Below are 24742 nucleotides of genomic sequence, written 5' to 3'. Positions count from 1 at the left end.
TCAATAGGTTCTTGTCGATTTCGTCAAACGTGCCCGCGCGGGCGGCCGCGGCGGCGGCCCGGGACAGGCAAAAAGCGGGCATAAAAAAACCGCCAGCTTGGAAGCTGGCGGTTTTTCCGGCGGACGCCACCCGAGGGGCGGCGAGGCCATGAAGCGGAATTAACGCTTCGAGAACTGCTTTGCGCGGCGTGCCTTGCGCAGACCGACCTTCTTACGCTCGACTTCACGCGCATCGCGCGTGACGAAGCCTGCGCTCGACAGCGACGGCTTCAGCGTCGCATCGTAGTCGATCAGTGCACGGGTGATGCCGTGGCGCACTGCGCCTGCCTGGCCCGTTTCACCGCCGCCGTTCACGTTCACCTTGATGTCGAACGTCTGGCCGTGGTTCGTGAGTTCCAGCGGTTGACGCACGATCATCAGCGACGTTTCGCGCGAGAAGTAGTCAGCGATGGGCTTGCCGTTGACGATGATGTCGCCCTTGCCAGCCTTGATGAAGACACGTGCGACTGCGCTCTTGCGGCGGCCCGTACCGTAGTTCCAGTTACCGATCATGTGGGTCCCCTTAGATCTCGAGCGCCTTCGGCTGTTGAGCCGAGTGCGGATGCGTCGCTTCTGCGTAGACCTTCAGCTTCTTGATCATCGCGTAGCCGAGCGGGCCCTTCGGCAGCATGCCCTTGACCGCCTTCTCGAGCGCGCGGCCCGGGAAGCGTTCTTGCATCTTGCCGAACGTCGTTTCATAGATACCGCCCGGGTAACCCGAGTGACGGTAGTACTTCTTGTCCAGCGTCTTGTTGCCCGTGACCTTCAACTTGCTCGCGTTGATGATGATGATGAAATCACCAGTGTCGACGTGCGGGGTGAACTCAGGCTTGTGCTTGCCGCGCAGACGGCGTGCCACTTCGCTGGCAACACGGCCGAGAACCTTATCCGTCGCGTCAATCACGTACCATTCGCGCGTCACCTCATGGGCTTTTGCGGAAAACGTCTTCATGATCGATCCAAAAAAAATGCTTTGCCCGATGTGTTCTTCCTGCTTGTCTGTGTGCGCTTCGAGGCGCGGTGCAGGCTCTCCCTGTTCTTTTTCCGTGGGCATGAAAGCGGAAAAGCCCTGAATTATAAAGGAAATACGGCGAAGCGGTCAAAGGGAATCCACGTCCCGTGTCCGCGGCGGCCGAAATGGGCCAAAATTCGGTCGTGCCCCAACCAGCCAGGCGAACCGAGCGTCTGGGGCGGCACCCGTCGACGCGCGGCACCTGACCTTGCCGCGCCCGACCGGCCGAACCCGGAAAACAACAAACAAGCATGATGAAACAAAGACTTACGCCCTTTCTCGCAGCCGCGCTGCTGGCCATCGCGGCGCCTGCCGTCGCCGCTCACACCGGCTGCGAAGCCAAGCTCGACGCGCTCGATGCGCGCATCGCCGACGCCCGGAACGCTCATGCCGAGGATCGCGTCGCCCGCCTGCGCGCGGTGCGCGAACGCGTCCGCCACTTCTGCGCGCGCAGTCACGGCCATGCGTCAGCCGTCCATGCACCTGCGCCTGACACGCGCTCGCGCGGCGCGGCGCCCGACGCGGCATCGCCGCCTGCCGCACGGCAGCCCGCGTGACGCTGCCGGCGCGCGCAAGCCGCGCGCCGATGTTTGCACGGGACGAAAAAAAGCCCGAACGGCTGGTTCGGGCTTAATCCACCTTAGGAGGAGGGTGGAGGAGACATTCGGAGGTTGCCGCAGCGCGACAACCAATGAGGCTCATTATACGAATGCGTCGCCGACTGAACAAGAAAATTTGCATGGCGAAATCCAAAACCATAATGCGAAATTCACGAGGTGACGCTCGAAAACAATGATTTTCCCTTTTAAATCAATGGCATGATTCCGACGCCCGGGAACAGGAATCTCCGTCATCTAGAGCAGAACCCCTAAAAGAAGCAGGGAAATTGCCGTCGGACGCCCTGTCCGCACGGCGCCGGCATTGCACGTCGTGCAGCGCATCAGCCGACCGTTGCGCTGCGGGCTACAATGCCGGATCGAATCCGAATCAGGCAACGCTGGAGTGCAAGCATGGAATGCAAAGTAAGCTGGATGGGCCAGGACGGCATGGCGTTTTCCGCCGAGACCGGCAGCGGGCATCTCGTCGCGATGGACGGCGCGCCCGAGGGCGGCGGCCACAACCTCGCGCCGCGTCCGATGGAAATGGTGCTGCTCGGCACCGGTGGCTGCACGGCCTATGACGTCGTGCTGATCCTGAAGAAGAGCCGCCAGGAAGTCACCGGCTGCTCGGTCACGCTGAAGGCCGAGCGCGCGAGCGAAGACCCGAAGGTGTTCACGAAGGTGCACTTCCACTTCACCGTCACCGGCCGCAACCTGAACCCGGGCACGGTCGAGCGGGCGATCAACCTGTCGCACGACAAGTACTGCTCCGCGTCGATCATGATCGCGAAGACGGCCGAACTCACGCATTCGTTCGACATCGTCGCCGCCTGAACGCACCGCGCGCACGCATGAAAAAAGGGCCGGCGCTCCGCAAGGAGACGCCGGCCCTTTCGCATTCGAACGGCAAAGCAGGCCGATAAGCCGGATTCTGTGCACGCCGCGCGCCGAAGCGCGCCACGCGTGGCAGCCATTCCTCTAGGCGCGCCATTGCTGACGCGCTCAAGCTTCCTACCCGCAGGCGAGACGGGGGCCCCGTCCTGCATCCGAAGATGCACGCCTGCCTACTTGGAATTGCTCCGGGTGGAGGTTACCGTGCCGGCGGACGTCGCCGTCGCCGCGGTGCGCTCTTACCGCACCGTTTCACCCTTACCTGATCCCGGCTTGCGCCGGGCCATCGGCGGTTTGCTTTCTGTTGCCCTGTTCCGCGTGTCGCCACGGATGGCCGTTAGCCATCACCCTGCCCTGTGGAGTCCGGACTTTCCTCGCCCCCGCGCGCCCGAAGGCGGCGAGGCCGCGACTGCCTGGCCTGCTTTGCGACGCGCATTCTAGCACTGCGCGCCGCCGCCGGCAGCACGCACGCGTCGGCCGCTGCGGAATACCGCCGGATCGTCATAAAACGCGGCATCGGCATTCGCGGCGCACCAGCCCGGTACACCGAGTACCGGCAGCGGCGCGAAATCGCGGCTCGTCAGCGCGCGCGTCGCGAGTTCGGCGGCCACCCGCGTGTCGACATGCGCGTTGCGCTGCGCGTCGGGCCATGAAAAATAGTCGGCGCTCACTTCGACGATCCACGTGTGCGCGGTGCAGGACTTGTAAGGCGTCACGAGCTGTTCGAGCAGCGCATGGCCGACGAGCCGCGCTTCGCAGCGCGTGCCCCACGCGTCGCGCGCGGCGACCAGCAGCCGCGGCCAGTCGAAGCCGCGCAGCGCAGCGGCGAGCGCGCGGTCGGCCGTGACGAACAGCGCGGCGTTCTCGTCGAACAGCGTGAGCGCGTCGCGCAGCGAACCGCGCACGGGCCCGACACCGCCCGCCGCGTCGATCGCGGCGGCCTGACGCGCGTTCAGCGCGGCCTTGGTGCGCGGATACGCGAACCAGACGAGTGCATTGAAGAAGTCGTGAAGATGGTGGCGAGTCGGCACCCCGCCGGTGTCGGCGACATGGGTTTCGTATGCGATGCCGGGCGGCAGCGCGGCCTGCGGCACGAACCGCAGCGGCCTGCCGCGACCGCTGACACGCGCGCCGTCGCGCAACGCGCCATTCAGCGCATCGAGCAGCGCGGTGTCACCCGCCAATACGGCCGCCTGGACGGCGCGGCCCGGCTCCGCATAGGGTCCGAGCCACGGCGCGGACCAGTCGATCCGCGCGAAATCCGCCGCCATGCGGCCGGCCGCATGGCCGGACCCGCGCGGCGGCGCAACGGTCATGCCAGTTTCCAGCCGATCGTCTCGCCGCCGCGCAACGGCACGACCGGCGTGTCGCCCGCGAAGATCTCGCGCGGCAGTTCCCACGCCTCGCGGCGCAGCGTGACCGTCTCGGCGCTGCGCGGCAGCCCGTAGAAATCGGCGCCGAAGAAGCTCGCGAACCCTTCCAGCTTGTCGAGCGCGCCGGCCGTGTCGAACGCTTCCGCGTACAGTTCGAGCGCGTGCAGCGCCGTGTAGCAGCCGGCGCAGCCGCACGCGGTTTCCTTCGCGTCGCGCGCATGCGGCGCGCTGTCGGTGCCCAGGAAGAAACGCGGGTTGCCCGACGTCGCGGCCTCGACCAGCGCCACGCGATGCGTTTCGCGCTTCAGCACGGGCAGGCAGTAGTAATGCGGGCGAATCCCGCCGACGAACAGCGCGTTGCGGTTGTACAGCAGGTGATGCGCGGTGATCGTCGCGCCGAGCAGGCCGGGCGCCGCGTCGGCGTCGCGCACGTAGTCGGCCGCGTCCTTCGTCGTGATGTGCTCGAACACGACCTTCAGGCCCGGGAAATCGCGGCGCAGCGGCGTCATCACACGGTCGATGAACACCTTCTCGCGGTCGAACAAGTCGATCGACGCATCGGTCACCTCGCCGTGCACGAGCAGCGGCATGCCGGTTTCCTGCATCGCCTCGAGCGTCTTCGCGCATTTGGCGAGATCGGTGACGCCGTGGTCGGAATTCGTCGTCGCGCCGGCCGGGTACAGCTTCACGCCGTGCACGAAGCCGCTTTCGCGCGCGCGGCGGATCTCGTCGGGCGGCGTGTTGTCGGTCAGGTACAGCGTCATCAGCGGTTCGAACGTCATCCCGGCGGGCAGCGCGGCGAGGATGCGCTCGCGATAGGCCTGCGCCTGCGCGGTGGTCGTCACCGGCGGTTTCAGGTTCGGCATGACGATCGCGCGGCCGAACTGGCGCGCGGTGTGCGGCAGCACGGCGGCCAGCATGTCGCCGTCTCGCAGGTGCAGGTGCCAGTCGTCGGGACGGGCGAGCGCGAGCGTCGCCGGGGAGGAAGCGTTCGAGGCAGTCATAGGAGGCGTCGTGAGGAACGTGCTTGCCGTTGGCGGGGCCGGAACACGCGTGCGCGGGCCGACTGACGGCAAACCGCAACACGGGACCTTTGGCCAGCGGAATCCGCTTTTTACCGCTCAGGGCTCGGTGATATGCTTGAAGCCGCATTGTACCGGGGTTCGCCCGGTTCGTTACCCCCCCGCTTCAGCCTGCCGCCCCAAGTAAAATGTGCCAACTCTTAGGAATGAACTGCGCCGCGCCGACGGACGTCACATTCTCCTTCACAGGTTTCGCGGCCCGGGGCGGGCTGACCGATCACCATGCCGACGGCTGGGGCATCGCGTTCTTCGAGGACAAGGCCTGCCGCCTATTCATCGATCACCAGGCATCGGCCACGTCGCCGATCGCCGAAATGGTGAAGCGCTACCCGATCAAGTCCAAGAACACGATCGCGCACATCCGCAAGGCGACGCAGGGGCACATCCTGCTCGAGAACAGCCACCCGTTCATGCGCGAGCTGTGGGGCCGGCACTGGATCTTCGCGCATAACGGCGACCTGCAGGACTATGCGCCGAACATGGACGGCAGCGTCTACCACCCGGTCGGCACGACCGACAGCGAACAGGCGTTCTGCGTGCTGATGCAGGGGCTGCGCGAGGCCTTTCCCGGCGCGCAGCCGCCGCTGCCGGAGTTGTTCGAGCGCGTCGGCGAACTCACGCGCGGGATCACCGATCACGGCGTGTTCAACTTCCTGATGTCGAACGGCCAGGCGCTCTTCGCGCACTGCTCGACGCGCCTGCACTATCTGGTGCGGCGCTGGCCGTTCTCGACCGCGCATCTCGTCGACGAGGACCTGTCGATCGACTTCGCGAAATACACGACGCCCGAAGATCGCGTCGCGGTGATCGCGACGCAGCCGCTCACCGACAACGAGGTCTGGACCGCGTTCGAGCCGGGCGAGCTGATCATGTTCCAGTGCGGCGACGTCGCCGCGCGGATGCAGATCCCGGTGCCCGAGCGTGTGCTCGAGAAACTGCGCAACCCGGCGCTCGACGCATCGGCGTCCGCGCCGCGCGAGGTCCGTGAGGCACTCGCCACCGCCGCCGACGGCGACTCCGACGACGCAATCGATTTCTGAACCCGGTACGGCACGCGCCGCAACCTGCGTCCTTTCCGCTCGAGCGAACCTCGCGTCGAGGCCGACGCATCCCTTACCGGTGAAAATCGGCGCGCCTCGGCCGATGCCGTTTCACTCGGGCCGCCATTCGGCGCAATGAATCAGCACCATGAGAAATTCGCTTGATTTTATTAATTTACAAGCGAAAATAAAAAACAACCAAATCAAGAAACGGCAAATTCTTCCCATTAAATATAATCTCGGGCGTGCATTCTAGCTTATCGGTTGCCGTCAATCCGTGCGGTATCCCACCCACCCCACCGGCCATTCCTGATTTTCACCCCATCCCCCGGGTCCATTGACCTGCATGGCTTTCGGTTCGATTAACCACACAAATCAAAAATACAACCCACTACGGTTGGCATCCCCACATTTCCCGATTTCTCGATAATCGACCGTGCTCCGAATCAGTAGACTCCGCCCATCGCTGGTGTAACGAAACACGATTGGCGCGATACGCAGCCACAGCCGCCGCACGCCCCTTTCGGATTATTTCTCCACCGCGGATTGCGAATTCGCCGAATTCCGGCGAATGCCATTTCAAAACAAGAAATAGGGGCTTGTCGTGAATCACTCATTTCGATCGATATGGAGCGAAACCGCCGGCTGCTGGGTCGCGGTGGCGGAAACGGCACGGGCGCGCGGCAAGCGCTCGGGTAGCGCATCGGGCACGAACCGCCGCGCGGTAGCGCTCGGCGCATTGCTGGCCATGCTGTCGGCCGGCGGCGCGCATGCATCGACCTGCGGCAGCGGCGCGGCCGTCGCGAGCGGCGGCACCTGCGCGCTCGGCAGTTTCAGCCCGACCGTCAACGACAACCTGGCCGGTGCCACCACCGTGTCGGGCGGCGACACCGTCGGCGTGTCGGGCGCATGGACCGGCGCCGGCGGCGACCCGGGCTACACGCTCACGCCGATCGGCAGCACGACCATCGTGTCGGGCAACCCGAACCAGCCGCTGCTGTCGCTCGGCGGCAAGACGCACAGCGTGAGCACGCCCGACTCGATCACCGGCACCCGCACGTCGGTCGCGACCTACGACTCGTCCGCGTTTTCCGCGTCGACGGCCGGCGCGACCGAAGTGCCCGTCTACCACGACGTGAACGGCGATCAGTACGTGAACACGCGCATCGGCACCGTCGCCGCCACCGGCGGATCGCTCAACGTGTCGATCGGCAATGCGGCGAACGCGCCCGACGCAGCCGGCAACGCGATCTCGATCGCCGCGAAGGGGACCGACCTTACCTTCGCGGACGGTACGGGCTCCACGACAAGCACCGTCACCTGGAACTCGCGCAACCAGATTCAGTTCACCACCGGCGACTATCTTGCGGACGGCGGTGCCGTCGGCAGCCGCCAGCTCGACGTGCCGGCCTACGCGGGCACCTTCACCGCGTTCGACGGCAGTACGTGGAAGGTCACCGACGCCGCATCGCTTGCCGCGTACAACGACTTTCTCGTGCGCTCGGTGCAAAGCGGCGCGCTCGGCTCGCAGGCCGCCTACGACAGCGCGTTCAGCCAGGCCGTGACGTTCTCGCAGCAAAGCTTCCAGTATCAGAACACCGTGTCCGCGGGCGACAAGAACACGCTGCCGATCGATTTCCTGTCAGTCATGCACGGCACGGGCGCGAACGCGACGCTGCAGATCGGCAAGGAAGGCCAGATCGACTTCCGCGGCACCAACACGATCGTCCCGAGCTCGGCCGTCCTCGCGGAAAACGGTGCGCACTTCATCAACGACGGGCGCCTGTCGGGCGACTTCACGCTGGTGCGCCTGCTGAGCGGTGCAAGCGGCGTCAACAACGGCACGATCTCGTCCGGCTACGCATCCGGCGACAACTTCGACACGAGCGGCAGCGCGCCGCCCGCCAACTTCGGCTTCAACGCTTACACGGAAGGCAACGGCGTGTACGCAAGCGGAACGGGCACCTCGTTCGTCAACAACGGCGTGATGAACGTCGGCGCGTGGACGCTCGACGGCAACCAGCCGAACCTGCAGAACTACGCGGTAGGTGTGACAGACGGCGCGACCGGGTCGAACGCCGGCACGATCAACGTCGGCGTCAACGCGACGACGCTCGACAGCCAGGTGATCGGCGGCCTCGTCGACGGCGGCAGCTTCACGAACCAGGCCGGCGGCACGATCTATCTCGGCCGCGCGGCCCAGTACGCACCCGGCGGCACGGCAAGCGACGTCGCGCTCGCCGCGCACGCATACGGCATCCTGCTCGGCGCATCGGGCACCGCGAGCAACCTCGGCACGATCGTGATCGGCTCGCAGACACAGAACGGCGCCGCGCTCGCGAGCATCGGCTCGACGTCCGGCACGTTGACCAACGCGGGAGCGATCGTCGTCAACGGCACGGCGCCCGGCACGCCGCTCGCCAACGTCGGCATGCTCGCGGCCGATACGGCCGCGACCGTGACCAACACCGGCACGATCACGCTGAATGGCGTGAACGGCATCGGCGTGATGGTGCTCGGCACCGGCACGCAAGCGACCGCCGCGACGTCGACCGGCACGATCGACGTGGCCGGCGGCCTCGATCCCGCGTCGGGCACGCGCAACTACGGCGTGTGGGCCGAAGGGCCGCTTGCGAAGGCCACGCTCGACGGCGCGCTCAACCTGACGGGCACCGGCGCGATCGGCGTGCACGCACGCTCGGGCGCGACGATCGACGTCGGCGCGAACGCGGTGCCGGCCTTCATGTCAGGCACGAACCAGATCGGCTTCTACGCATACGGCGCGGGCTCGAAGATCAACGTGGCCGCGCAGCACCTCAGCGTCGACACCGACGACTCGACGCTGTTCCGCGTCGCGGGCGGCGCGGCGTACACGGGCGCGTCGGCGGCCGGCACGCTGACGACCGACGTCAACGGCCAGCGTGCGCATGGCGTGCTCGCGACCGACGCCGGCACGACGCTGTCGACCGGCAACGCGACCTACAACGTCAACGGCGCGAACGGCATCGCGATCGCGGTCGAGGGCGGCGCGAACGGCACGATCGACGCCGGCGCGACGATCAACCTGAACGCGGCCGGCGCGATCGCGGGCGTCGTCGACGGGCAGGCGCACGACCTCGCCGGCGCAAACACCGGTGGCCTGGTCGCGACGACGCTGACCAACCATGCCGCCGTGACGTCGTCGACCGCCGGCGTGACGGGCTTCGTCGCGCAAAACCTCGGCACGTTCGATAACCGCAATACGGTGTTGCTGACCGGCGCCGACTCGACGGGCGTCGTCGTCGGCACGTTAGGCGCGGTAAACAACGCGTCGACGATCCGCGTGTCCGATGGCACCGGCGCGCTCGTGCAGGGGGCATCGGCGCTACTCGCCAACACCGGCTCGATCGAAGCCGACGACGGCATCGCGGGCGTACGCCTGACGGGCGCCGGCACATGGGTCTCGATGTCGGGCGCCGGCACCGTGATCGCGAACGGCAGCGCCGACGGCGTGCTGATCGACCCGACCGTCACGCGCGGTGGTATCGTGGCCGGCGCGACCTCGATCGCAACGGGCGGATCGGGCAGCGGGATCCGCAACCTCGGCGCGAACACAACGATCTCACTGTCCGATATGCAGATCGCCACGACCGGCAACGGCGCCGACGGCGTCACGTCGACCGGCACGAGCGCGCTCATCGCGACCTATCCGACGACGGTCGTCCGCACCTCCGGTACCAATGCGCGCGGCGTCTACGTGTCGAGCGCCGATTCGGCGTTCTTGGCCGACGGCACGACCATCGCGACGACCGGCGCCGGTGCGCATGCGATCGTGATGGATGGTGCGGCAGCCACGCTGTCGGGTGTGACGCTCACCACGTCGGGTAGCGCTGCCGACGGCAGCGTCGCGCTGCACGGCGGGCGTATCACCGGTACGGATTCGTCGATCGACAGCGCGGCCGGCAACGGCGCAACCGCGGACAGCGGCGGCTTGCTCGAACTGCACGGCACGACGCTCAAGGGCGCGACGGCCGGCGTGCTGACGTCGGATATGCTCGCGAGCGGCGCGACGAGTTCGGTCCTGGTCCAGGGCGGTAGCGTGACGTCCGTCGCCGGGCCGGCCTTCGCCGCGCGCGGCGGCAAGGCCGACATCACGGTAAACGGCACGGTCGTGACGGCCGGCAACGGCACGCTGCTGAACCTTGCGAACGGCAGCAACGTGACGTTCAACGCATTGGGCGTGAACCTCGCGGGCGACATCGTCTCCGACGCATCGAGCACCGGCAACGTGTTCCTCGGGTACGGCACGACGCTGACCGGCAAGATCGATCCGGTCGCGCTGAGGGTCGACGGCTCGAGCACGTGGCGCATGACGGGCAGCTCGGTCCTGAGCAGCCTGAGCAACGCGGGCCTCGTCGCGTTCGCCGCCCCCGTCGGTTCGCCGACGCTCACGGGCAGCTACAAGACGCTGACGACCGGCAACTATGTCGGCCGCGGCGGCACGATCGCGCTCAACACGTATCTCGGCGCCGACGCGTCGCCGACCGACCGGCTGATCGTGAACGGCGGCGCCGCGAACGGCACGACCGGCCTGAAGATCGCCAATACGGCCGGCACCGGCGCGCAGACGACCGGCGACGGGATTCCGGTGGTCGTCACGGCCAACGGCGGCACGACCACCGCGTCGGCCTTCCATCTCGCCGGGCCCGTCCAGGCCGGCGCGTACGAATACCGGCTCTATCGCGGCGGTCAAAGCGACGCGAACGGCTGGTACCTTCGCTCGCAGCTCGACCAGACCGACCCCGGCGACCCGATCCACCCGTCCGGCGGCGGCGACGGCGGCAACAACGGGAACGGCAACGGCGGCACGCTCGCGTACCGCCCGGGCGTCGCCGGCTACGCGCTCACGCCGCTCTTGAACGCCGACTACGGCTTCTCCACGCTCGGCAAGCTGCACGAGCGCGTCGGCGACATCTACAACGTCGAGAAGCAGCAGCCGGGCAACCGCGACGGCGTATGGGGGCGCATCGGCGGCCAGAGCCTCGATGCGAACGCGGGCCGCTTCGCGGCCGACGAGCGCACGTTCTTCGCGCAGTTCGGCAAGGACTGGACGCTCGACCAGGCGCCGAACGGCGCGGGCAGCACGCATGCGGGCGTGACCGCCAGCATCGGCGTGTCGAACGCGAGTTTCAGCGACATGGCGCGCGCCGACGCGCAGGACCTGTCGACCTCGACGGGCTCGGTCGAGATGCACGCGCAGAGCGTCGGCGGCTACTGGACGCGCTATCTGCCGGACGGCACCTACTTCGACAGCGTCGGGCAGGTCACGCACTACGGCAACCGCTATCGCGACAGCTACGGCAACGAGGCGTCGCAGAACGGTTTCGGTATTGCGCTGTCGCAGGAAGTCGGCAAGCCGTTCGCGATCGGCGGCACGCCGATCGCGATCGAACCGCAGGCGCAGCTGATGTACCAGTACCTGAAGCTGAACGGGTTCAACGACAACGTGTCGGCCGTATCGGGCACGACGACGAACGCGCTGCGCGGCCGCGTCGGCGTGCGCATCTTCCGGCCGAACCTCCAGTCGGATGCGGGCGGCGGCGCCGCGACGCCGTACTTCACGGCCGACGTGCTGCACGACTTCCTGTCGCCGGGCCAGACCGTCGTCGGCGGCACGCCGTTCGCGACGCACCTCGGCCGCACCTGGTACGAGCTCGGGGTCGGCGTGAGCGCGAGCTTCGGCAAGTCGGGCGAGCTCTACGCGAACGCGAAAATCGCGCGCAACATCGGCGGCGATTACCGGCGCGGCATCGTCGGGCAGGTCGGCTACCGCTACAGCTGGTAACGCACGCGACCGGCGGCCGAAAAAAACCGCCCGGCTCGATGCCGGGCGGTTTTCGCGTGGACGCGCGCGAAACGCGCGAACGCTCAGTGCAGGATCTTCGCGAGGAAGTCCTTCGCGCGTTCCGATTTCGGATTCGAGAAGAAATCGTCCTTGCGGTCGTCCTCGACGATCGCGCCCTTGTCCATGAAGATCACGCGATGCGCGACCTTCTTCGCGAAGCCCATCTCGTGCGTGACGACCATCATCGTCATCCCTTCCTGCGCGAGTTCGACCATCACGTCGAGCACTTCGTTGATCATCTCGGGATCGAGCGCGGACGTCGGTTCGTCGAACAGCATCGCGATCGGGTCCATCGACAGCGCGCGCGCGATCGCGACACGCTGCTGCTGGCCGCCCGACAGCTGCCCCGGGAACTTGTGCGCATGCGCCTTCAGGCCGACGCGCTCGAGCAGCTTCATGCCCTTCTCGGTCGCTTCGTCCTTGCCGCGGCCGAGCACCTTGACCTGCGCGAGCGTCAGGTTCTCGGTGATCGACAGATGCGGGAACAGCTCGAAATGCTGGAACACCATCCCGACCTTCGAGCGCAGCTTCGACAGGTTCGTCTTTTTGTCGCCGACCGACTGGCCGTTCACGAGGATCTCGCCCTGCTGAAACGGCTCGAGGCCGTTGACGGTCTTGATCAGCGTCGACTTGCCCGAGCCCGACGGGCCGCACACGACGACCACTTCGCCTTTCTTGACCTCGGTCGTGCAGTCGGTGAGGACCTGAAACTGGCCGTACCACTTCGAAACGTTCTTGATGGAAATCATCTTGTGACCTTTTTCTGGAGACCCTTGACGAGAGCAGACGCCAACGAGCAAATCACGAAATAACATGCGCCGGCGAACAGGACCATCTCGACGGTCGTGCCGTCGCGATCGCCGATGTTGGCCGCCGTGCGGAAGAAGTCCGCGAGACTGATCACGTACACGAGCGACGTATCCTGGAACAGGACGATCGCCTGCGTGAGCAGCAGCGGCACCATCGCGCGGAACGCCTGCGGCAGGATCACGAGGCGCATCGCCTGCGCGTAGTTCATGCCGAGCGCGAACGCGGCATTCACCTGCCCGCGCGGCACCGCCTGGATGCCGGCGCGGATGATCTCGGAATAATACGCGGCTTCGAACAGCGAGAACGCGACCATGGCCGACGCGAGGCGGATGTCGATCGTCGGCGACAGCCCGAGCACGCCCTGCAGCAGCTGCGGCACGATCAGGAAGAACCACAGCAGCACCATCACGAGCGGGATCGAGCGGAACACCGTCACGTAGCCCTGCGCGAACCATGCGAGCGGCTTGACGCCCGACAGCCGCATCAGCGCCAGCAGCGTGCCCCAGACGATCCCGACCACGATCGCGATCAGCGTGATCTGGAACGTGACGACCGCCCCCGTCCACAGCGTCGGCAGCGCGCCGGGAATACTACTCCAGTCGAACTGATGCATCACTTGCCTCCGATATAGCCGGGCAGCCGCGTGCGGCCTTCGATCCAGCGCATGAACGCCATCACGACGAGGTTGATGATCACGTACGCGAGCGTGACGGCGATGAACGACTCGTACGTCTGCGCGGTGTAGTCGACGAGCTGGCGCGCCTGCGCGGACAGGTCGAGCAGGCCGATCGTCGACGCGACGGCGGAGTTCTTGAAGATGTTCAGGAATTCCGACGTGAGCGGCGGCACGATGATCCGGTACGCAACGGGCAGCAGCACGTAGCGATACGTCTGCCATTGCGTGAAGCCCATCGCGAGACCGGCCGCGCGCTGGCCCTTCGGCAGCGCGTTGATCCCCGAGCGCACCTGTTCGCACACGCGCGCGCCGGTGAACAGGCCCAGACAGACGATCGACGCGGTAAAGAACTGCGTGGTCGGCGGCAACTGCTTGATCCAGGTCCCGATCGACGCGGGCAGCAGCTCGGGTATCACGAGATACCAGACGAAGAACTGCACGATCAGCGGAATGTTCCGGAAGATCGACACGTACACGGTGCCGATCGCGGACAACCATTTGTTCGGCGCGGTGCGCAGCACGCCGAACAGCGACCCGACGATCAGCGCGATGACCCAGGCGACGAGCGACACTTCGATCGTCACCCAGAAGCCGGACATCAGCCATCCGAAATAAGTCGTCGGCTCGCCGGTCGACACGGGGCTCAGGAAGATGCCCCAGTTCCAGTGGTAAGACATGGGCAAGACTCCAGCAAAAAGAGACGGAAGAAGCGTGGCCTCTTCCGTCTCATTAGCGTCATTTCTGCATCAACGGCCGTGCGGTCAGTCGAGTGCCTTGTCGTTCGGGTTCGCGTACAGCTTCTTCATCGAATCGGACAACGGGAAGTTCAGGTTCAGCCCCTTCGGCGGGATCGGATTCTCGAACCACTTCGCGTAGATCTTCGCGGCTTCGCCCGACTTCTCGACTTGCGAGATCGCGTCGTCGACGACCTTCTTGAAGTCGGCATCGCCCTTGCGCATCATGCAGCCGTAGGCTTCTTCCGATTGCGGCGTGCCGACGATCACCCACTCGCCCGGCTGCTTCGCCTTCGCGCGCTCGCCCGCGAGCAACGCGTCATCCATCATGAACGCGACCGCGCGGCCCGATTCCAGCGTGTTGAAGGAATCGCCATGATCCTTCGCGCTGATGATGTTCATGCCCAGCTGCTTGTCGTTGTTCATCTTGCGCAGCAGGCGCTCCGACGTCGTGCCGGCGGTCGTCACGACCGTCTTGCCCTTCAGGTCGGCGAAATCCTTGACGCCCGAATCCTTCTTCGTCATCAGGCGCGTGCCGATCACGAAGATCGTGTCGGAGAACGCAGCCTGCTGCTGGCGCTCGGTGTTGTTGGTCGTCGAGCCGCACTCGATGTCGACCGTGCCGTTCTGCACGAGCGGAATGCGGTTCTGCGACGTGACGGGGATGTTCTTCACCTGCAGGTTCGGCAGGTTCAGCTTCTTCTTCACCGCGTCCACGATCTTCATCTGGAATTCGCGCGAATAGCCGACCACCTGCTGGTTCTGGTCGTAATAGGAGAACGGAATCGACGATTCGCGGTGGCCCAGCGCGATCACGCCCGTGTCCTTGATCTTCTTCAGCGTGCCCGTCTCCTGAGCATGCGCGCCGCTTGCGAACGCGCAAAGCGCCGCGACCATCAGGACTGCCTTGTGGTATTTCATTTTGGTCATCTCCTTGGCTAAAACCCGCGCCAGTGTATCAAAGTAATATTTTTGAAAGTACTGGTTGTTTACCGCACTACGAATCGCCCTGCACGAAGCCTTCCTCCCGGCTCCTGGCGCCCGAATGCGCGCGCGGGCGAGGCCGGATCCGGCATCGCCCGCGAGGGTTCATTTCCGCAATCGGGGGGATTGCGTCATGAATGGATCATAGTCAACGATCAGGGGTAGAGGCCACGCATTTCGCGCGCCATCAGGATGCGCTTGCACGCGACGATGAACGCCGCCGTACGCACCGTCACCTTGTGCTCTTCCGCGACCGCCCACACGCCGGCGAACGCTTCGCGCATCACGCGCTCGAGGCGGTGGTTGATCTCGTCTTCCGTCCAGAAGAAGCTCGAGAAATCCTGCACCCATTCGAAGTACGAGACGGTCACGCCACCGGCGTTCGCGATCACGTCGGGGATCACGAGCACGCCGTTCGCGCTCAGGATGTCGTCCGCCGCCGTCGTCGTCGGGCCGTTCGCGCCTTCGACGATGATCTTCGTGCGGATCTTCGCCGCGTTCTTCTCGGTGATCTGGTTTTCCAGCGCCGCCGGGATCAGGATGTCGGTCTCGACCGTCCAGAACTCGTCGTTCGGCATCGGCTCGGCGCCTTCGAAGCCCGCGACGCCGCCCGTGCGTGCGACGTGGTCGAGCAGCTTGTTCGAATCGAGGCCGGCCGGCTGGTAGATCGTGCCCGTGTGATCCTGCACCGCGATCACCTTCGAGCCGGCTTCCTGGAACAGCTTCGCCGCGATGCCGCCGACGTTGCCGAAGCCCTGCACCGCGATGCGCGCGCCTTCGATTTCCAGCCCCTTCTTCTTCGCCGCTTCCGAGCCGACGACGAACACGCCGCGGCCCGTCGCTTCCTTGCGACCGAGCGAACCGCCGAGCGCGATCGGCTTGCCGGTCACGACGCCGGTCGACGTCTGGCCCTGGTTCATCGAGTACGTGTCCATCATCCACGCCATCACCTGTTCGTTGGTGTTGACGTCCGGCGCCGGAATGTCGGTGTTCGGCCCGATGATGATGCCGATTTCGCTGGTGTAGCGGCGCGTCACGCGCTCGAGCTCACCCCGCGACAGCTTGCGCGGGTCCACGCGGATGCCGCCCTTCGCACCGCCGTACGGCACGTTCACGGCCGCGTTCTTCACCGACATCCATGCGGACAGCGCCATCACTTCCGACAGCGTCACGTCCTGGTGGTAGCGCACGCCGCCCTTGCCCGGGCCGCGCGACACGTTGTGCTGCACGCGATAGCCTTCGAAGTGCGCGACGGTGCCGTTATCGAGCTCGATGGGGCAATCGACGATCAGGATGCGCTTCGGACGCTTCAGCGTTTCGAGCCAGCGCGACAGCGAACCGAGGTACGGCGCGACGCGATCGACCTGCTGAAGGTAGTTGCCCCACGGGCCGAGATCGTCGGCGTGCAGGTAGGACGGGATGGACTGCTGTTGCGAAGACATGGAAGCTCCAACGTTCAACGGATTGCGCACATTGTCGAAAAACCCGTTTTTTTTATCCAATGCCGTTTGCTTATTCGATTATGCGTTTCTTGCATGATCGCGATTTTTCGCAAATCCGCGGTCGATTTGCGCAAGAACGCCCGCGATCGGCCGTGCATCGCGCCGGCGAAAAAATCGGCTGGCATGCGCGCGGGCCGGCCGCCGGACAGCCGCCCGACAGGCACCGCAAGGCCGCCGTCAGCCGGCCGCGACCGACCGGCGGCGGTCGATTAACCGCCGGCGGTTAATTCGGGGTGTCGCGCAGCTCGTCGCGCACGACCTCCCACAGCGCGCGCACGAGTTTCTGGCGCGGATCGTCGCCCTGCAGCGCGAGCTTGTCGCAGTACAGCCGGATCTCCATCGTCAGCGTGAACGGATGCGCGCCGCCGCGCGCCGACCGGTCGAGCCGGATCAGCCGGCCGCCCGCGACCGAATCCTCGACCGCGCTGTGCGGCAGGAACGCGACGCCGTGGCCCGCGAGCGCCATCGCCTTCAGCCCTTCGGCCATGTCGGTCTCGTAGACGCGGTCGAGGAACAGCCGGGTCGGCGCGTTCGCGATGATGACCTCGGTCATCCGGCCGAGATACGCGTTCGGCGTATACGACAGGTACGGCACGCGCGCGTCGGCCGCGCCCGGCAGCGTATGGCGCGGCCGGCCGGCGCGGCCGGGCGCCGAGAACGGGCTGATCGGCTCGCTGCCGAGGACCAGCATGTCGTAGCGCGCCGGGTCGAGCGCGACCGGATGGCTCGGGTGGTGGTAGCCCATCACGAGATCGCAGCCGCCCTCGACGAGCGACAGCACCGCGTCGTGCACATTCAGCGCGCGCAGCCGCGTGTGGACCTGGCCCATCTTCGCCTCGATCCGCTGCAGCCAGCGCGGAAAATACGTGAGCGACAGCGTGTGCGGCACCGCGAACTCGATCGTCGGCACCGGCGCGCCGACGTGGCCGCGCAGCAGCGTGCGCGCCTCGTGCGCCTGCGACAGCATCGTCAGCGCCTGCTCGTAGAAGATCTGCCCGGCCTGCGTGAGCCGCGTCGGATAAACCGAACGATCGATCAGTTCGGTCGCGAGCCACGCCTCCAGCGCCTGGATCCGCCGCGAGAACGCCGGCTGCGACACGTGCCGCAGTTCGGCAGACCGGCTAAAGCTGCGCGTTTCCGCGAGCGAAACGAAGTCTTCGAGCCATTTCAGTTCCATGCAGGCGGGGCGCGGCGGGCGGCGGTCGGGAAGAAGCCTGCATTCTACCGGCGGGCAGCCCCGGTCGGCGGCGGCGGCGCGGACACGCGCAAGCGGCCCTTTCTGGCGCCGGCCCGCCGTCACGCGCCCGCCGTCCCGCACTGGTCGCCCGCACTGGTCGCCCGCACTGGTCGCCCGCGCCGGTGCCCCGCGCCGGTAGCGGCCGGACCGGTTCGGCCGGGATCGCCCCGCGCCAATGGTAAAATGCCGGATTCTCCTTCCCCCTCGCTCGACCCGGCCCCAAGGCCCGCCCGATCATGTCCGACACTCGTCCCGATACGCTTTTCGCCCTCACCGCGCTCTCGCCCATCGACGGCCGCTACGCCAGCAAGACCGAAGCGCTGCGCGACTGGCTCTCCGAAGCCGCCTTCATGCGCCACCGCGTCACCGTCGAGGTGCACTGGCTGATCGCGCTGTCGCGCGCCGGCTTCGCGGAAATCCCGCGCTTCTCCGATGCGTCCGAGCAGTTCCTGCTGCAGCTCGCCGAGCGCTTCACCGCGCACGACGCCGCCCGCATCAAGGAAATCGAGCGCGTGACGAACCATGACGTGAAGGCCGTCGAATACTGGCTGAAGGAATCGGTGAAGGGCCAGGCCGAACTCGAGCAGGCCAGCGAATTCATCCACTTCGCGTGCACGTCCGAGGACATCAACAACACGTCGCACGGCATGATGCTCGCCGGCGCGCGCGAACACGTGATCCTGCCGGCGCTGCGCACGGTCTACCAGCGCCTCGTCGCCCTCGCGCACGCGCACGCCGAGCAGCCGATGCTGTCGCGCACGCACGGCCAGCCGGCCAGCCCGACGACGCTCGGCAAGGAACTCGCGAACGTCGCCGCGCGTCTCGCCCGTGCGATCACCCGCATCGAGAAGGTCGAGATCCTCGGCAAGATGAACGGCGCGGTCGGCAACTTCAACGCGCACCTGTCCGCGTATCCGGCATTCGACTGGGAAGCGTTCTCGCGCGACGTGATCGAGAACCGCCTGAAGCTCACGTTCAACCCGTATACGATCCAGATCGAGCCGCACGACTACATGGCCGAGCTGTTCGACGCCGTCGCGCGCGCGAACACGATCCTGCTCGACCTCGACCGCGACGTGTGGGGCTACATCTCGGTCGGCTACTTCAAGCAGAAGACGAAGGCCGGCGAGATCGGCTCGTCGACGATGCCGCACAAGGTCAACCCGATCGACTTCGAGAACTCGGAAGGCAACCTCGGCCTCGCGAACGCGACGCTGCGCCACCTCGCCGACAAGCTGCCGGTGTCGCGCTGGCAGCGCGACCTGACCGACTCGACGGTGCTGCGCAACATGGGCGTCGCGCTCGGCTACTCGCTGCTCGCGTACGACTCGCTGATCCGCGGCCTCGACAAGCTCGAGGTGAACCCGCAGCGCCTGAACGAAGATCTCGACAACTGCTGGGAAGTGCTGGCCGAGCCGGTGCAGACGGTAATGCGCCGCTACGGCATCGAGAACCCGTACGAGCAGCTGAAGGAACTGACGCGCGGCAAGGGCATCACGCGCGAGGCGCTGCAGGAATTCGTCGGCACGCTCGCGATCCCGCAGGACGCGAAGGATCTGCTGCTTGCGATGACGCCCGCGTCGTACATCGGCAAGGCCGTCGAACTCGCGAAACGGATCGCGTAAGCACCGCCGTCCCCGGACGAAAAAAAGCCCGATGCGAGCGATTCACATCGGGCTTTTTCATTGACGGCGCGCGGCAGCCTGAACACCGGACCATCAGAACGAGATCATCCGCCCCGGGTTCAGCGCGCTCATCACGCTCATCGCGGCCTTCGCGGCGGGAATCGCGATCGGCGACAACTGCCGGCCGAGCGGAATCGCGCGGTGATCGATGCCCGTGAGCATCGAGAAATCGTCGTTGCGGCCGACGAAATCGTCGCAGATCGCCTTGCCGATCCGCACCGTCTGCGCGACGCCGTGGCCGCTCCAGCCCTGCACCATGTACATCGGCACGCGGGCGTCGGTCTTGCGGCTGTCGGTGGCGCCGTTCAGCGTGAAGTCGCTGACGCCGCTCCAGCAGTAGTCGAGCGCGATGCGGCCGTCGGTCTGCGGAAACACCGTGTTCAGCCGCGTCAGCAGATACGCGTTGACGTCGGGCTGCGCCCAGCAGGTGCCGGTGCCCTGCCCGCCGAACAGCAGGCGGTTGCCGCGCACCGGCCGGTAGTAGTCGATCTGGAACTGCGTGTCGTACACGGGCATGCCGGCCGGCATCAGCGTCGCGACATCGACGTCGAGCGGCGCCGTCACGCTCACGTAGGTAAAGAACGGCACCGTGGTTGCCGCGCCGTCGTCCAGCAGCCGGAACGTCGTGTTGTGCAGCGCGAGCACGACGCCCTTGCGCGCGGTGATCGTGCCGCCCGGCGTCGTCGCGACGACGCCCGCGGGCGTCTCGTCGAGTTCGAGCACCTCGGTGCCCTCGAACAGCGCGCCGCCGTTCAGCCGGAAGCCGTGCACGAGGCCGCGCACCAGCGCGAGCGGATGGATCTGGCCGCCGATCGCATCGATCGCCGCGCCGTGATACAGCCCCGAGCGGACGTATTCGTCGTGCAGCTGATGGCGGCCGACGAGCGTCACGCCCGCGTCGCCGAGATGACGGCGCGCATCCGCGCCGTCGAGCAGCGCGCTCATGTGGCCCGGGTGAACGGCCGCCGTGATGTGGCCGCGCTTGCGGTCGAGGTCGAGCGCGTAGCGCGCGCCGATCGCATCGATCAGGTCCATCGACTCGGCCGACGCGAAGCGCCACAGCCGCTTCGCGTCGTCGTGCGACAGGTGGTCGATCATGTCGGCCGCCTCCCAGCGCGCGAGGCCGGGCGTCAGCTGGCCGCCGTTGCGGCCGGACGCGGCCGAACCGACGTGGTGCTTGTCGACGAGGATCGTGTCGACGCCCGCTTCCGCGAGATGCAGCGCGGCCGATGCGCCGAGCAGCCCCGCGCCGATCACGAGCACGTCGCACACCGCATCGTGCGCGAGCGGCGCGCCGTTCGCATGACGCGACAGCGACGCCTCATACCAGTTGGCCGGGCGCTCGCCGTCGTAGCGAGCCGGGTCGCACCAGTTCCAGTTGTCTTTTTCGATGTTCAGTTGCGTTTGCTCGAAACGCGATTCGCCCTGGATCAGGGGTCGTTGCTGGTTGGACGTCATGATTGCACTTGCATGGTCTTGGGCCGCCTGTCGAATAGCCTTCTGGCTTCGCGGGTGGGGCAGCCGGTTCCACATGGGTGTCAACGAGAAGAGGGGGCGCGATGGCCCGTGTTGACGGCGGGCACGCTCGTGCCGCCTGGATCCCGGACTGTGCGAAAGCACGTCTTGAAAGGTGCCGGGACACCCAATTTCTACACCGCAGAAATAATTCTACAGTGTAGAATAAGCTTTCGTCAAGTTTACGGCCGGTCCCGCACCGGCGTGCCCGCCCGCCTCGATGAAGGACAAACCCGCCCAAGGCCCGCGCGGCCTCGACAAGGACGCGATCGTCGCGGCCGCCCTCGCGCTGCTCGAAGACGTCGGAGAAGCCGCATTCAGCGTGCGCAAGCTCGCGCAGTCGGTCGGCTGCGACCCGATGAGCGTGCTGTATCACTTCAAGTCGAAGGAAGGCCTGAACCGCGCGATCGCGAACGCGCTGTCGCGCTCGCTCGTGCCGGTCGACCCGTCGCTGCCGTGGCGCGAGCGGCTGCGCGACCTCGCGCGCCAGTACCGCGCGCTCGCGCTGCGCTACCCTGCCGCGTTCGCGCTGCTGCAGCGGCACATGAGCACGGGGCCGGCCGACCTCGCACACATCGAGGCCGTGCATCGCGCGCTGACCGACGCCGGCATCCCGCGCGCGGCGCTGCCGGCGGTGTGTGTCGGCTGGTACGCGAGCGTGATCGGGCTCGCTGCCGCCGAAGCCGGCGGCCTCACGCGTGCGGCCAACGACGTCGAACTCGCGGAGATGAACGCGCTGTCCGACGCCGAGCATCCGCTCGTCAGGTCGGCCGCCCCACTCTATGCGCAGCTGGACCCGGCCGTCGTGCACGACACGATGCTCGACGTCCTGCTCGACGGCATCGCGCGGCGCGCGCACGCGGCCTGACCGGCCGGCTTCGCGCCAACGCAAAGGCGCCCCGAAGGGCGCCTTTTGCGTGACGATTGCCGCGAACCGCGCTCAATGCTGCTGCGCGGTACCGATCTTCAGCATGACCTGATCGACGATCCGTTCGGGCGTCAGCTCGATGCTGACCTCGATCGCTTCGTCCGGGCCCGGCTCCTCGAGCGTATCGAGCTGGCTCTTCAGCAGCGACGGATCGAAGAAATGGCCGGTGCGGCTCTTCAGGCGCTCCTGCAACACCTCGAACGACCCCTTCAGATACACGAACCGCACATCGGTGTCGGTGCCGCGCAGCACGTCGCGGTACGACCGCTTCAGCGACGAGCACGTGAACACGGCCGTTTCGCCGGCACGCTGCTTTTCCTCGATGGCCGCGCGGATCGTGCGCAGCCACGGCCAGCGGTCGTCGTCGGTCAGCGGAATGCCGTTATGCATCTTTTCCTTGTTCGCCGCGCTGTGAAACGCGTCGCCGTCGGTATAGCTGCACGACAGGCGTTCCGCCAGCATCTCGCCGATCAGCGACTTGCCTGCGCCCGATACGCCCATTGCGATCAGAATCATTGACTACCCCTTGTTACAAAACCATGCTCAGCAGCAGCGTGAAGCCCAGACCAAGCACTGAAATGATGGTTTCGAGCAACGACCAGGTCTTGAACGTCTGACCGACCGTCATCCCGAAGTATTCCTTGATCAGCCAGAAGCCGCCATCGTTCACGTGCGAGAAGATCAGCGAGCCCGAACCGGTGGCCAGCACCAGCAGCTCCGGGCTGACCGTCGTGCCGGCCGCCGCCGCGATCGGCGCGACGATGCCGCAGGCCGTCGTCATCGCGACCGTCGCCGAGCCGGTCGCGAGACGCATCAGCGCCGCGACGAACCAGCCGAGCAGCAGCGGCGACAGATGCGCGTGCTTCGCGGTCTCGACGATCTGCTGCGAGATCCCGCTGTCGCGCAGGACACCGCCGAAGCCGCCGCCCGCGCCGACGATCAGCGTGATCCCGGCGATCGGCGCCAGACACTCGCTGCAGAACTTCTGGATCTGGTCGCGGTTGAAGCCCTGCAGCTTGCCGAACGTGAAGAAGCTCACGAGCACGGCGATCAGCAGCGCGACGTCCGAGTTGCCGGCGAAGCGCAGCAGGTTGTTCGGCAGCGACTTCGGCGTGAACAGCAGGTCGGCCCAGCTGCCGACGAGCATCAGCACGACGGGCAGCAGGATCGTGAACAGCGTGATGCCGAAGCTCGGCAGTTCGCGCGTGCGGCCGTCCGTGCGCGAATCGACGAATTGCGACGCGAGCGGGTTGTTGTCCGGCAGCTTCACGAACTTCGAGATCGTCAGCGCGAACAGCGGGCCCGCGATGATCGCGGTCGGCACGCCGACGAGCAGGCCGAACGCGATCGTCTTGCCGATATCGGCGCCGTATTGCTGGACAGCCAGCAGCGCGGCCGGGTGCGGCGGGATCAGCCCGTGCACGACCGACAGGCCGGCCACCATCGGCAGGCCGACGACGAGCAGCGACTTGCCGGTGCGCTTCGCGACGTTGAACGCGATCGGGATCAGCAGCACGAAGCCGACTTCGAAGAACACCGGCAGGCCGACGATGATCGCGACGAACATCATCGCCCAGTGGATGTTCTTTTCACCGAACCAGTCGATCAGCGTGGTCGCGATCCGTTCGGCGCCGCCCGATTCGGCCATCATCTTGCCGAGCATCGTGCCGAGGCCGACGACGATCGCAATGTGACCGAGCGTGCCGCCGGTGCCCGTCTCGAACGACTTGACGATCTTGTCCATCGGCATGCCGACGACGAGACCAAGGCCGAGCGAAACGATGATTAGCACCAGGAACGGGTAGATCTTGTAGCGCGCGATCATCAGGATCAGCGCGGCAATCGCGATCAGCGTGAATACGAGCAGCATGCTGCCTTGGACAGCCCCCATGTGGCACTCCTCCTAGAATTGTTCGAACCGGGCGAGCTGTTGCGAGTATGCCCGGCTATGCAGGTCTCCGAAACACGGGGGGTACCCACCCCGTCAGGACGCTGAATTTTACTTATCTTTACGGCCTGCGGATAGAACCGGTTCCATCAGCAAAAACCCTCGGTAAAACAAGCACTAAGCGCTTGCTTCCGAGGGTTCTTTCTTCATTTCATACAAGCATTAGCGCGGCAGCTGGCTCGCGGCTTGCGCGAGGCGCGTGACTTCGGCCCAGTCCTGCGCGGCAAGCGCGGCCTTCGGCGTGAGCCACGAGCCGCCGACGCACACGACGTTCGGCAGTTTCAGGAAATTCGGCGCGGTGTCGACCGTGATGCCGCCGGTCGGGCAGAACTTCAGCGCCGGGAACGGGCCGTGGAACGCCTGCAGCATCGGCACGCCGCCTGCCTGCTGCGCGGGGAAGAACTTCACGATCTCGTAGCCGAATTCAAGCGCCTGGATGATGTCGCTCGGCGTCATCACGCCCGGCAGCAGCGGCAGGCCCGCGTCGAGCGACGCGAGGTGCAGGTCCTTCGTCAGGCCCGGCGACACGCCGAACTTCGCGCCGGCGCGCTTCGCCTGCGCGCAGTGCTCGGGTTTCGTGATCGTGCCGACGCCGACGACGATGTCGTCCGCGAGCTGGCTCGCGCGCTGGATCGCCTCCAGGCCGGCCGGCGTGCGCAGCGTGATCTCGAGTACCTTCACGCCGCCTGCGTGCAGCGCGCGCGACACGTGTTCGCCCTGCTCGACCGAGTCGAATGCGAGCACCGGAATGACCGGGCCCAGCTTCACGATTTCAGCAATCGTCTTCATTGAATTGGCTCCTT

The 24742-nt window shown here is 66.3% G+C and carries 21 protein-coding genes and 1 other RNA gene; 7 read left to right on the top strand and 15 right to left on the bottom strand.

The features are described 5' to 3' along the window. Positions 1-159: 159 nt before the first annotated feature. Together rpsI and rplM are read right to left on the bottom strand one after the other, a co-directional pair. Positions 160-552 (bottom strand): 30S ribosomal protein S9, encoded by a 393-nt coding sequence (gene rpsI / locus VXM69_RS22490; protein WP_006476904.1) that lies wholly within the window; start codon positions 550-552, stop codon positions 160-162. Between the two features lie 10 nt (positions 553-562). Next, positions 563-991 (bottom strand): 50S ribosomal protein L13, encoded by a 429-nt coding sequence (rplM, locus tag VXM69_RS22485; RefSeq protein ID WP_009687896.1) that lies wholly within the window; start codon positions 989-991, stop codon positions 563-565. A gap of 311 nt (positions 992-1302) precedes the next feature. On the opposite strand from rplM, the gene VXM69_RS22480 reads away from it, so the two are divergent. Both VXM69_RS22480 and VXM69_RS22475 read left to right on the top strand, forming a co-directional pair. Further along, the gene (locus VXM69_RS22480; RefSeq protein ID WP_059557353.1) at positions 1303-1608 is read left to right on the top strand and encodes a DUF1090 family protein; all 306 of its coding nucleotides are present in this window, start codon (positions 1303-1305) and stop codon (positions 1606-1608) included. A 411-nt stretch (positions 1609-2019) separates the two neighbouring features. Continuing rightward, on the top strand, positions 2020-2484 hold the full coding sequence (locus VXM69_RS22475; protein WP_175028623.1) for an OsmC family protein: 465 nt from the start codon (positions 2020-2022) through the stop codon (positions 2482-2484). A 70-nt stretch (positions 2485-2554) separates the two neighbouring features. Here the strand turns inward: VXM69_RS22475 and rnpB are convergent. From rnpB to pyrC, 3 genes are all read right to left on the bottom strand, one after another. Then, positions 2555-2966, bottom strand: an RNA gene (rnpB, locus tag VXM69_RS22470) — RNase P RNA component class A. Between the two features lie 12 nt (positions 2967-2978). Beyond that, positions 2979-3857 carry a DUF3025 domain-containing protein gene (locus tag VXM69_RS22465; protein WP_367190177.1) on the bottom strand — a complete coding sequence of 293 codons (879 nt, stop codon included), beginning with the start codon at positions 3855-3857 and terminating at the stop codon, positions 2979-2981. Next, a complete protein-coding gene (gene pyrC, locus VXM69_RS22460) occupies positions 3854-4918 on the bottom strand; it encodes a dihydroorotase (protein WP_367190176.1) in 1065 nt (354 codons plus the stop codon). Before pyrC ends, VXM69_RS22465 begins: the two co-directional genes overlap by 4 nt. Before the next feature lie 206 nt (positions 4919-5124). On the opposite strand from pyrC, the gene VXM69_RS22455 reads away from it, so the two are divergent. Both VXM69_RS22455 and VXM69_RS22450 read left to right on the top strand, forming a co-directional pair. Then, the gene (locus tag VXM69_RS22455) at positions 5125-6036 is read left to right on the top strand and encodes a class II glutamine amidotransferase (protein WP_034187113.1); all 912 of its coding nucleotides are present in this window, start codon (positions 5125-5127) and stop codon (positions 6034-6036) included. 604 nt (positions 6037-6640) lie between these two features. Then, the gene (locus VXM69_RS22450; protein WP_367190175.1) at positions 6641-11860 is read left to right on the top strand and encodes an autotransporter outer membrane beta-barrel domain-containing protein; all 5220 of its coding nucleotides are present in this window, start codon (positions 6641-6643) and stop codon (positions 11858-11860) included. A gap of 83 nt (positions 11861-11943) precedes the next feature. On the opposite strand, the gene VXM69_RS22445 is transcribed toward VXM69_RS22450, so the two are convergent. From VXM69_RS22445 to VXM69_RS22425, 5 genes are all read right to left on the bottom strand, one after another. Further along, complete coding sequence (locus VXM69_RS22445; protein WP_069706501.1) at positions 11944-12669, bottom strand: amino acid ABC transporter ATP-binding protein; 726 nt, start codon at positions 12667-12669, stop codon at positions 11944-11946. Beyond that, complete coding sequence (gltK, locus tag VXM69_RS22440) at positions 12666-13343, bottom strand: glutamate/aspartate ABC transporter permease GltK (RefSeq protein WP_034186442.1); 678 nt, start codon at positions 13341-13343, stop codon at positions 12666-12668. The genes VXM69_RS22445 and gltK overlap by 4 nt, the downstream gene beginning before the upstream one ends. Continuing rightward, entirely contained in the window at positions 13343-14083 is a 741-nt protein-coding gene (locus VXM69_RS22435) for an amino acid ABC transporter permease (protein WP_034186441.1), read from the bottom strand. Before VXM69_RS22435 ends, gltK begins: the two co-directional genes overlap by 1 nt. 84 nt (positions 14084-14167) lie before the next feature. Further along, positions 14168-15061: a glutamate/aspartate ABC transporter substrate-binding protein gene (locus VXM69_RS22430; protein ID WP_034186451.1), complete on the bottom strand. Its 894-nt coding sequence runs from the start codon at positions 15059-15061 to the stop codon at positions 14168-14170. Between the two features lie 218 nt (positions 15062-15279). Beyond that, positions 15280-16566, bottom strand: a complete 1287-nt coding sequence (locus VXM69_RS22425) for a Glu/Leu/Phe/Val dehydrogenase (RefSeq protein ID WP_034186440.1) — start codon at positions 16564-16566, stop codon at positions 15280-15282. Positions 16567-16659: 93 nt separating this feature from the next. On the opposite strand from VXM69_RS22425, the gene VXM69_RS22420 reads away from it, so the two are divergent. Beyond that, positions 16660-16839, top strand: a complete 180-nt coding sequence (locus tag VXM69_RS22420; RefSeq protein WP_034186439.1) for a hypothetical protein — start codon at positions 16660-16662, stop codon at positions 16837-16839. 10 nt (positions 16840-16849) lie between these two features. Here the strand turns inward: VXM69_RS22420 and VXM69_RS22415 are convergent, their stop codons facing one another. Then, entirely contained in the window at positions 16850-17803 is a 954-nt protein-coding gene (locus tag VXM69_RS22415) for a LysR substrate-binding domain-containing protein (RefSeq protein ID WP_049030013.1), read from the bottom strand. Positions 17804-18099: 296 nt separating this feature from the next. On the opposite strand from VXM69_RS22415, the gene purB reads away from it, so the two are divergent. Further along, the gene (gene purB, locus VXM69_RS22410) at positions 18100-19488 is read left to right on the top strand and encodes an adenylosuccinate lyase (protein ID WP_034186437.1); all 1389 of its coding nucleotides are present in this window, start codon (positions 18100-18102) and stop codon (positions 19486-19488) included. Between the two features lie 93 nt (positions 19489-19581). On the opposite strand, the gene VXM69_RS22405 is transcribed toward purB, so the two are convergent. Further along, positions 19582-21006, bottom strand: a complete 1425-nt coding sequence (locus tag VXM69_RS22405; RefSeq protein ID WP_367190174.1) for an NAD(P)/FAD-dependent oxidoreductase — start codon at positions 21004-21006, stop codon at positions 19582-19584. A gap of 277 nt (positions 21007-21283) precedes the next feature. On the opposite strand from VXM69_RS22405, the gene VXM69_RS22400 reads away from it, so the two are divergent. Continuing rightward, positions 21284-21931 carry a TetR/AcrR family transcriptional regulator C-terminal domain-containing protein gene (locus tag VXM69_RS22400; protein ID WP_034186435.1) on the top strand — a complete coding sequence of 216 codons (648 nt, stop codon included), beginning with the start codon at positions 21284-21286 and terminating at the stop codon, positions 21929-21931. A 72-nt stretch (positions 21932-22003) separates the two neighbouring features. Here the strand turns inward: VXM69_RS22400 and VXM69_RS22395 are convergent, their stop codons facing one another. The 3 genes from VXM69_RS22395 to eda form a co-directional block, all read right to left on the bottom strand. Continuing rightward, the gene (locus VXM69_RS22395; protein ID WP_034186434.1) at positions 22004-22507 is read right to left on the bottom strand and encodes a gluconokinase; all 504 of its coding nucleotides are present in this window, start codon (positions 22505-22507) and stop codon (positions 22004-22006) included. 13 nt (positions 22508-22520) lie between these two features. Further along, complete coding sequence (locus tag VXM69_RS22390; RefSeq protein ID WP_034186433.1) at positions 22521-23882, bottom strand: GntP family permease; 1362 nt, start codon at positions 23880-23882, stop codon at positions 22521-22523. A 219-nt stretch (positions 23883-24101) separates the two neighbouring features. Next, positions 24102-24728: a bifunctional 4-hydroxy-2-oxoglutarate aldolase/2-dehydro-3-deoxy-phosphogluconate aldolase gene (gene eda, locus VXM69_RS22385; RefSeq protein ID WP_034186432.1), complete on the bottom strand. Its 627-nt coding sequence runs from the start codon at positions 24726-24728 to the stop codon at positions 24102-24104. Between the last annotated feature and the right edge of the window lie 14 nt (positions 24729-24742).

The sequence above is a fragment of the Burkholderia sp. Ed8 genome (assembly GCF_040761425.1).
Classification (GTDB): domain Bacteria; phylum Pseudomonadota; class Gammaproteobacteria; order Burkholderiales; family Burkholderiaceae; genus Burkholderia; species Burkholderia seminalis.
Note: the sequence above shows the minus strand (reverse complement) of the source record. Positions and strands in the feature narration are given on the sequence as shown.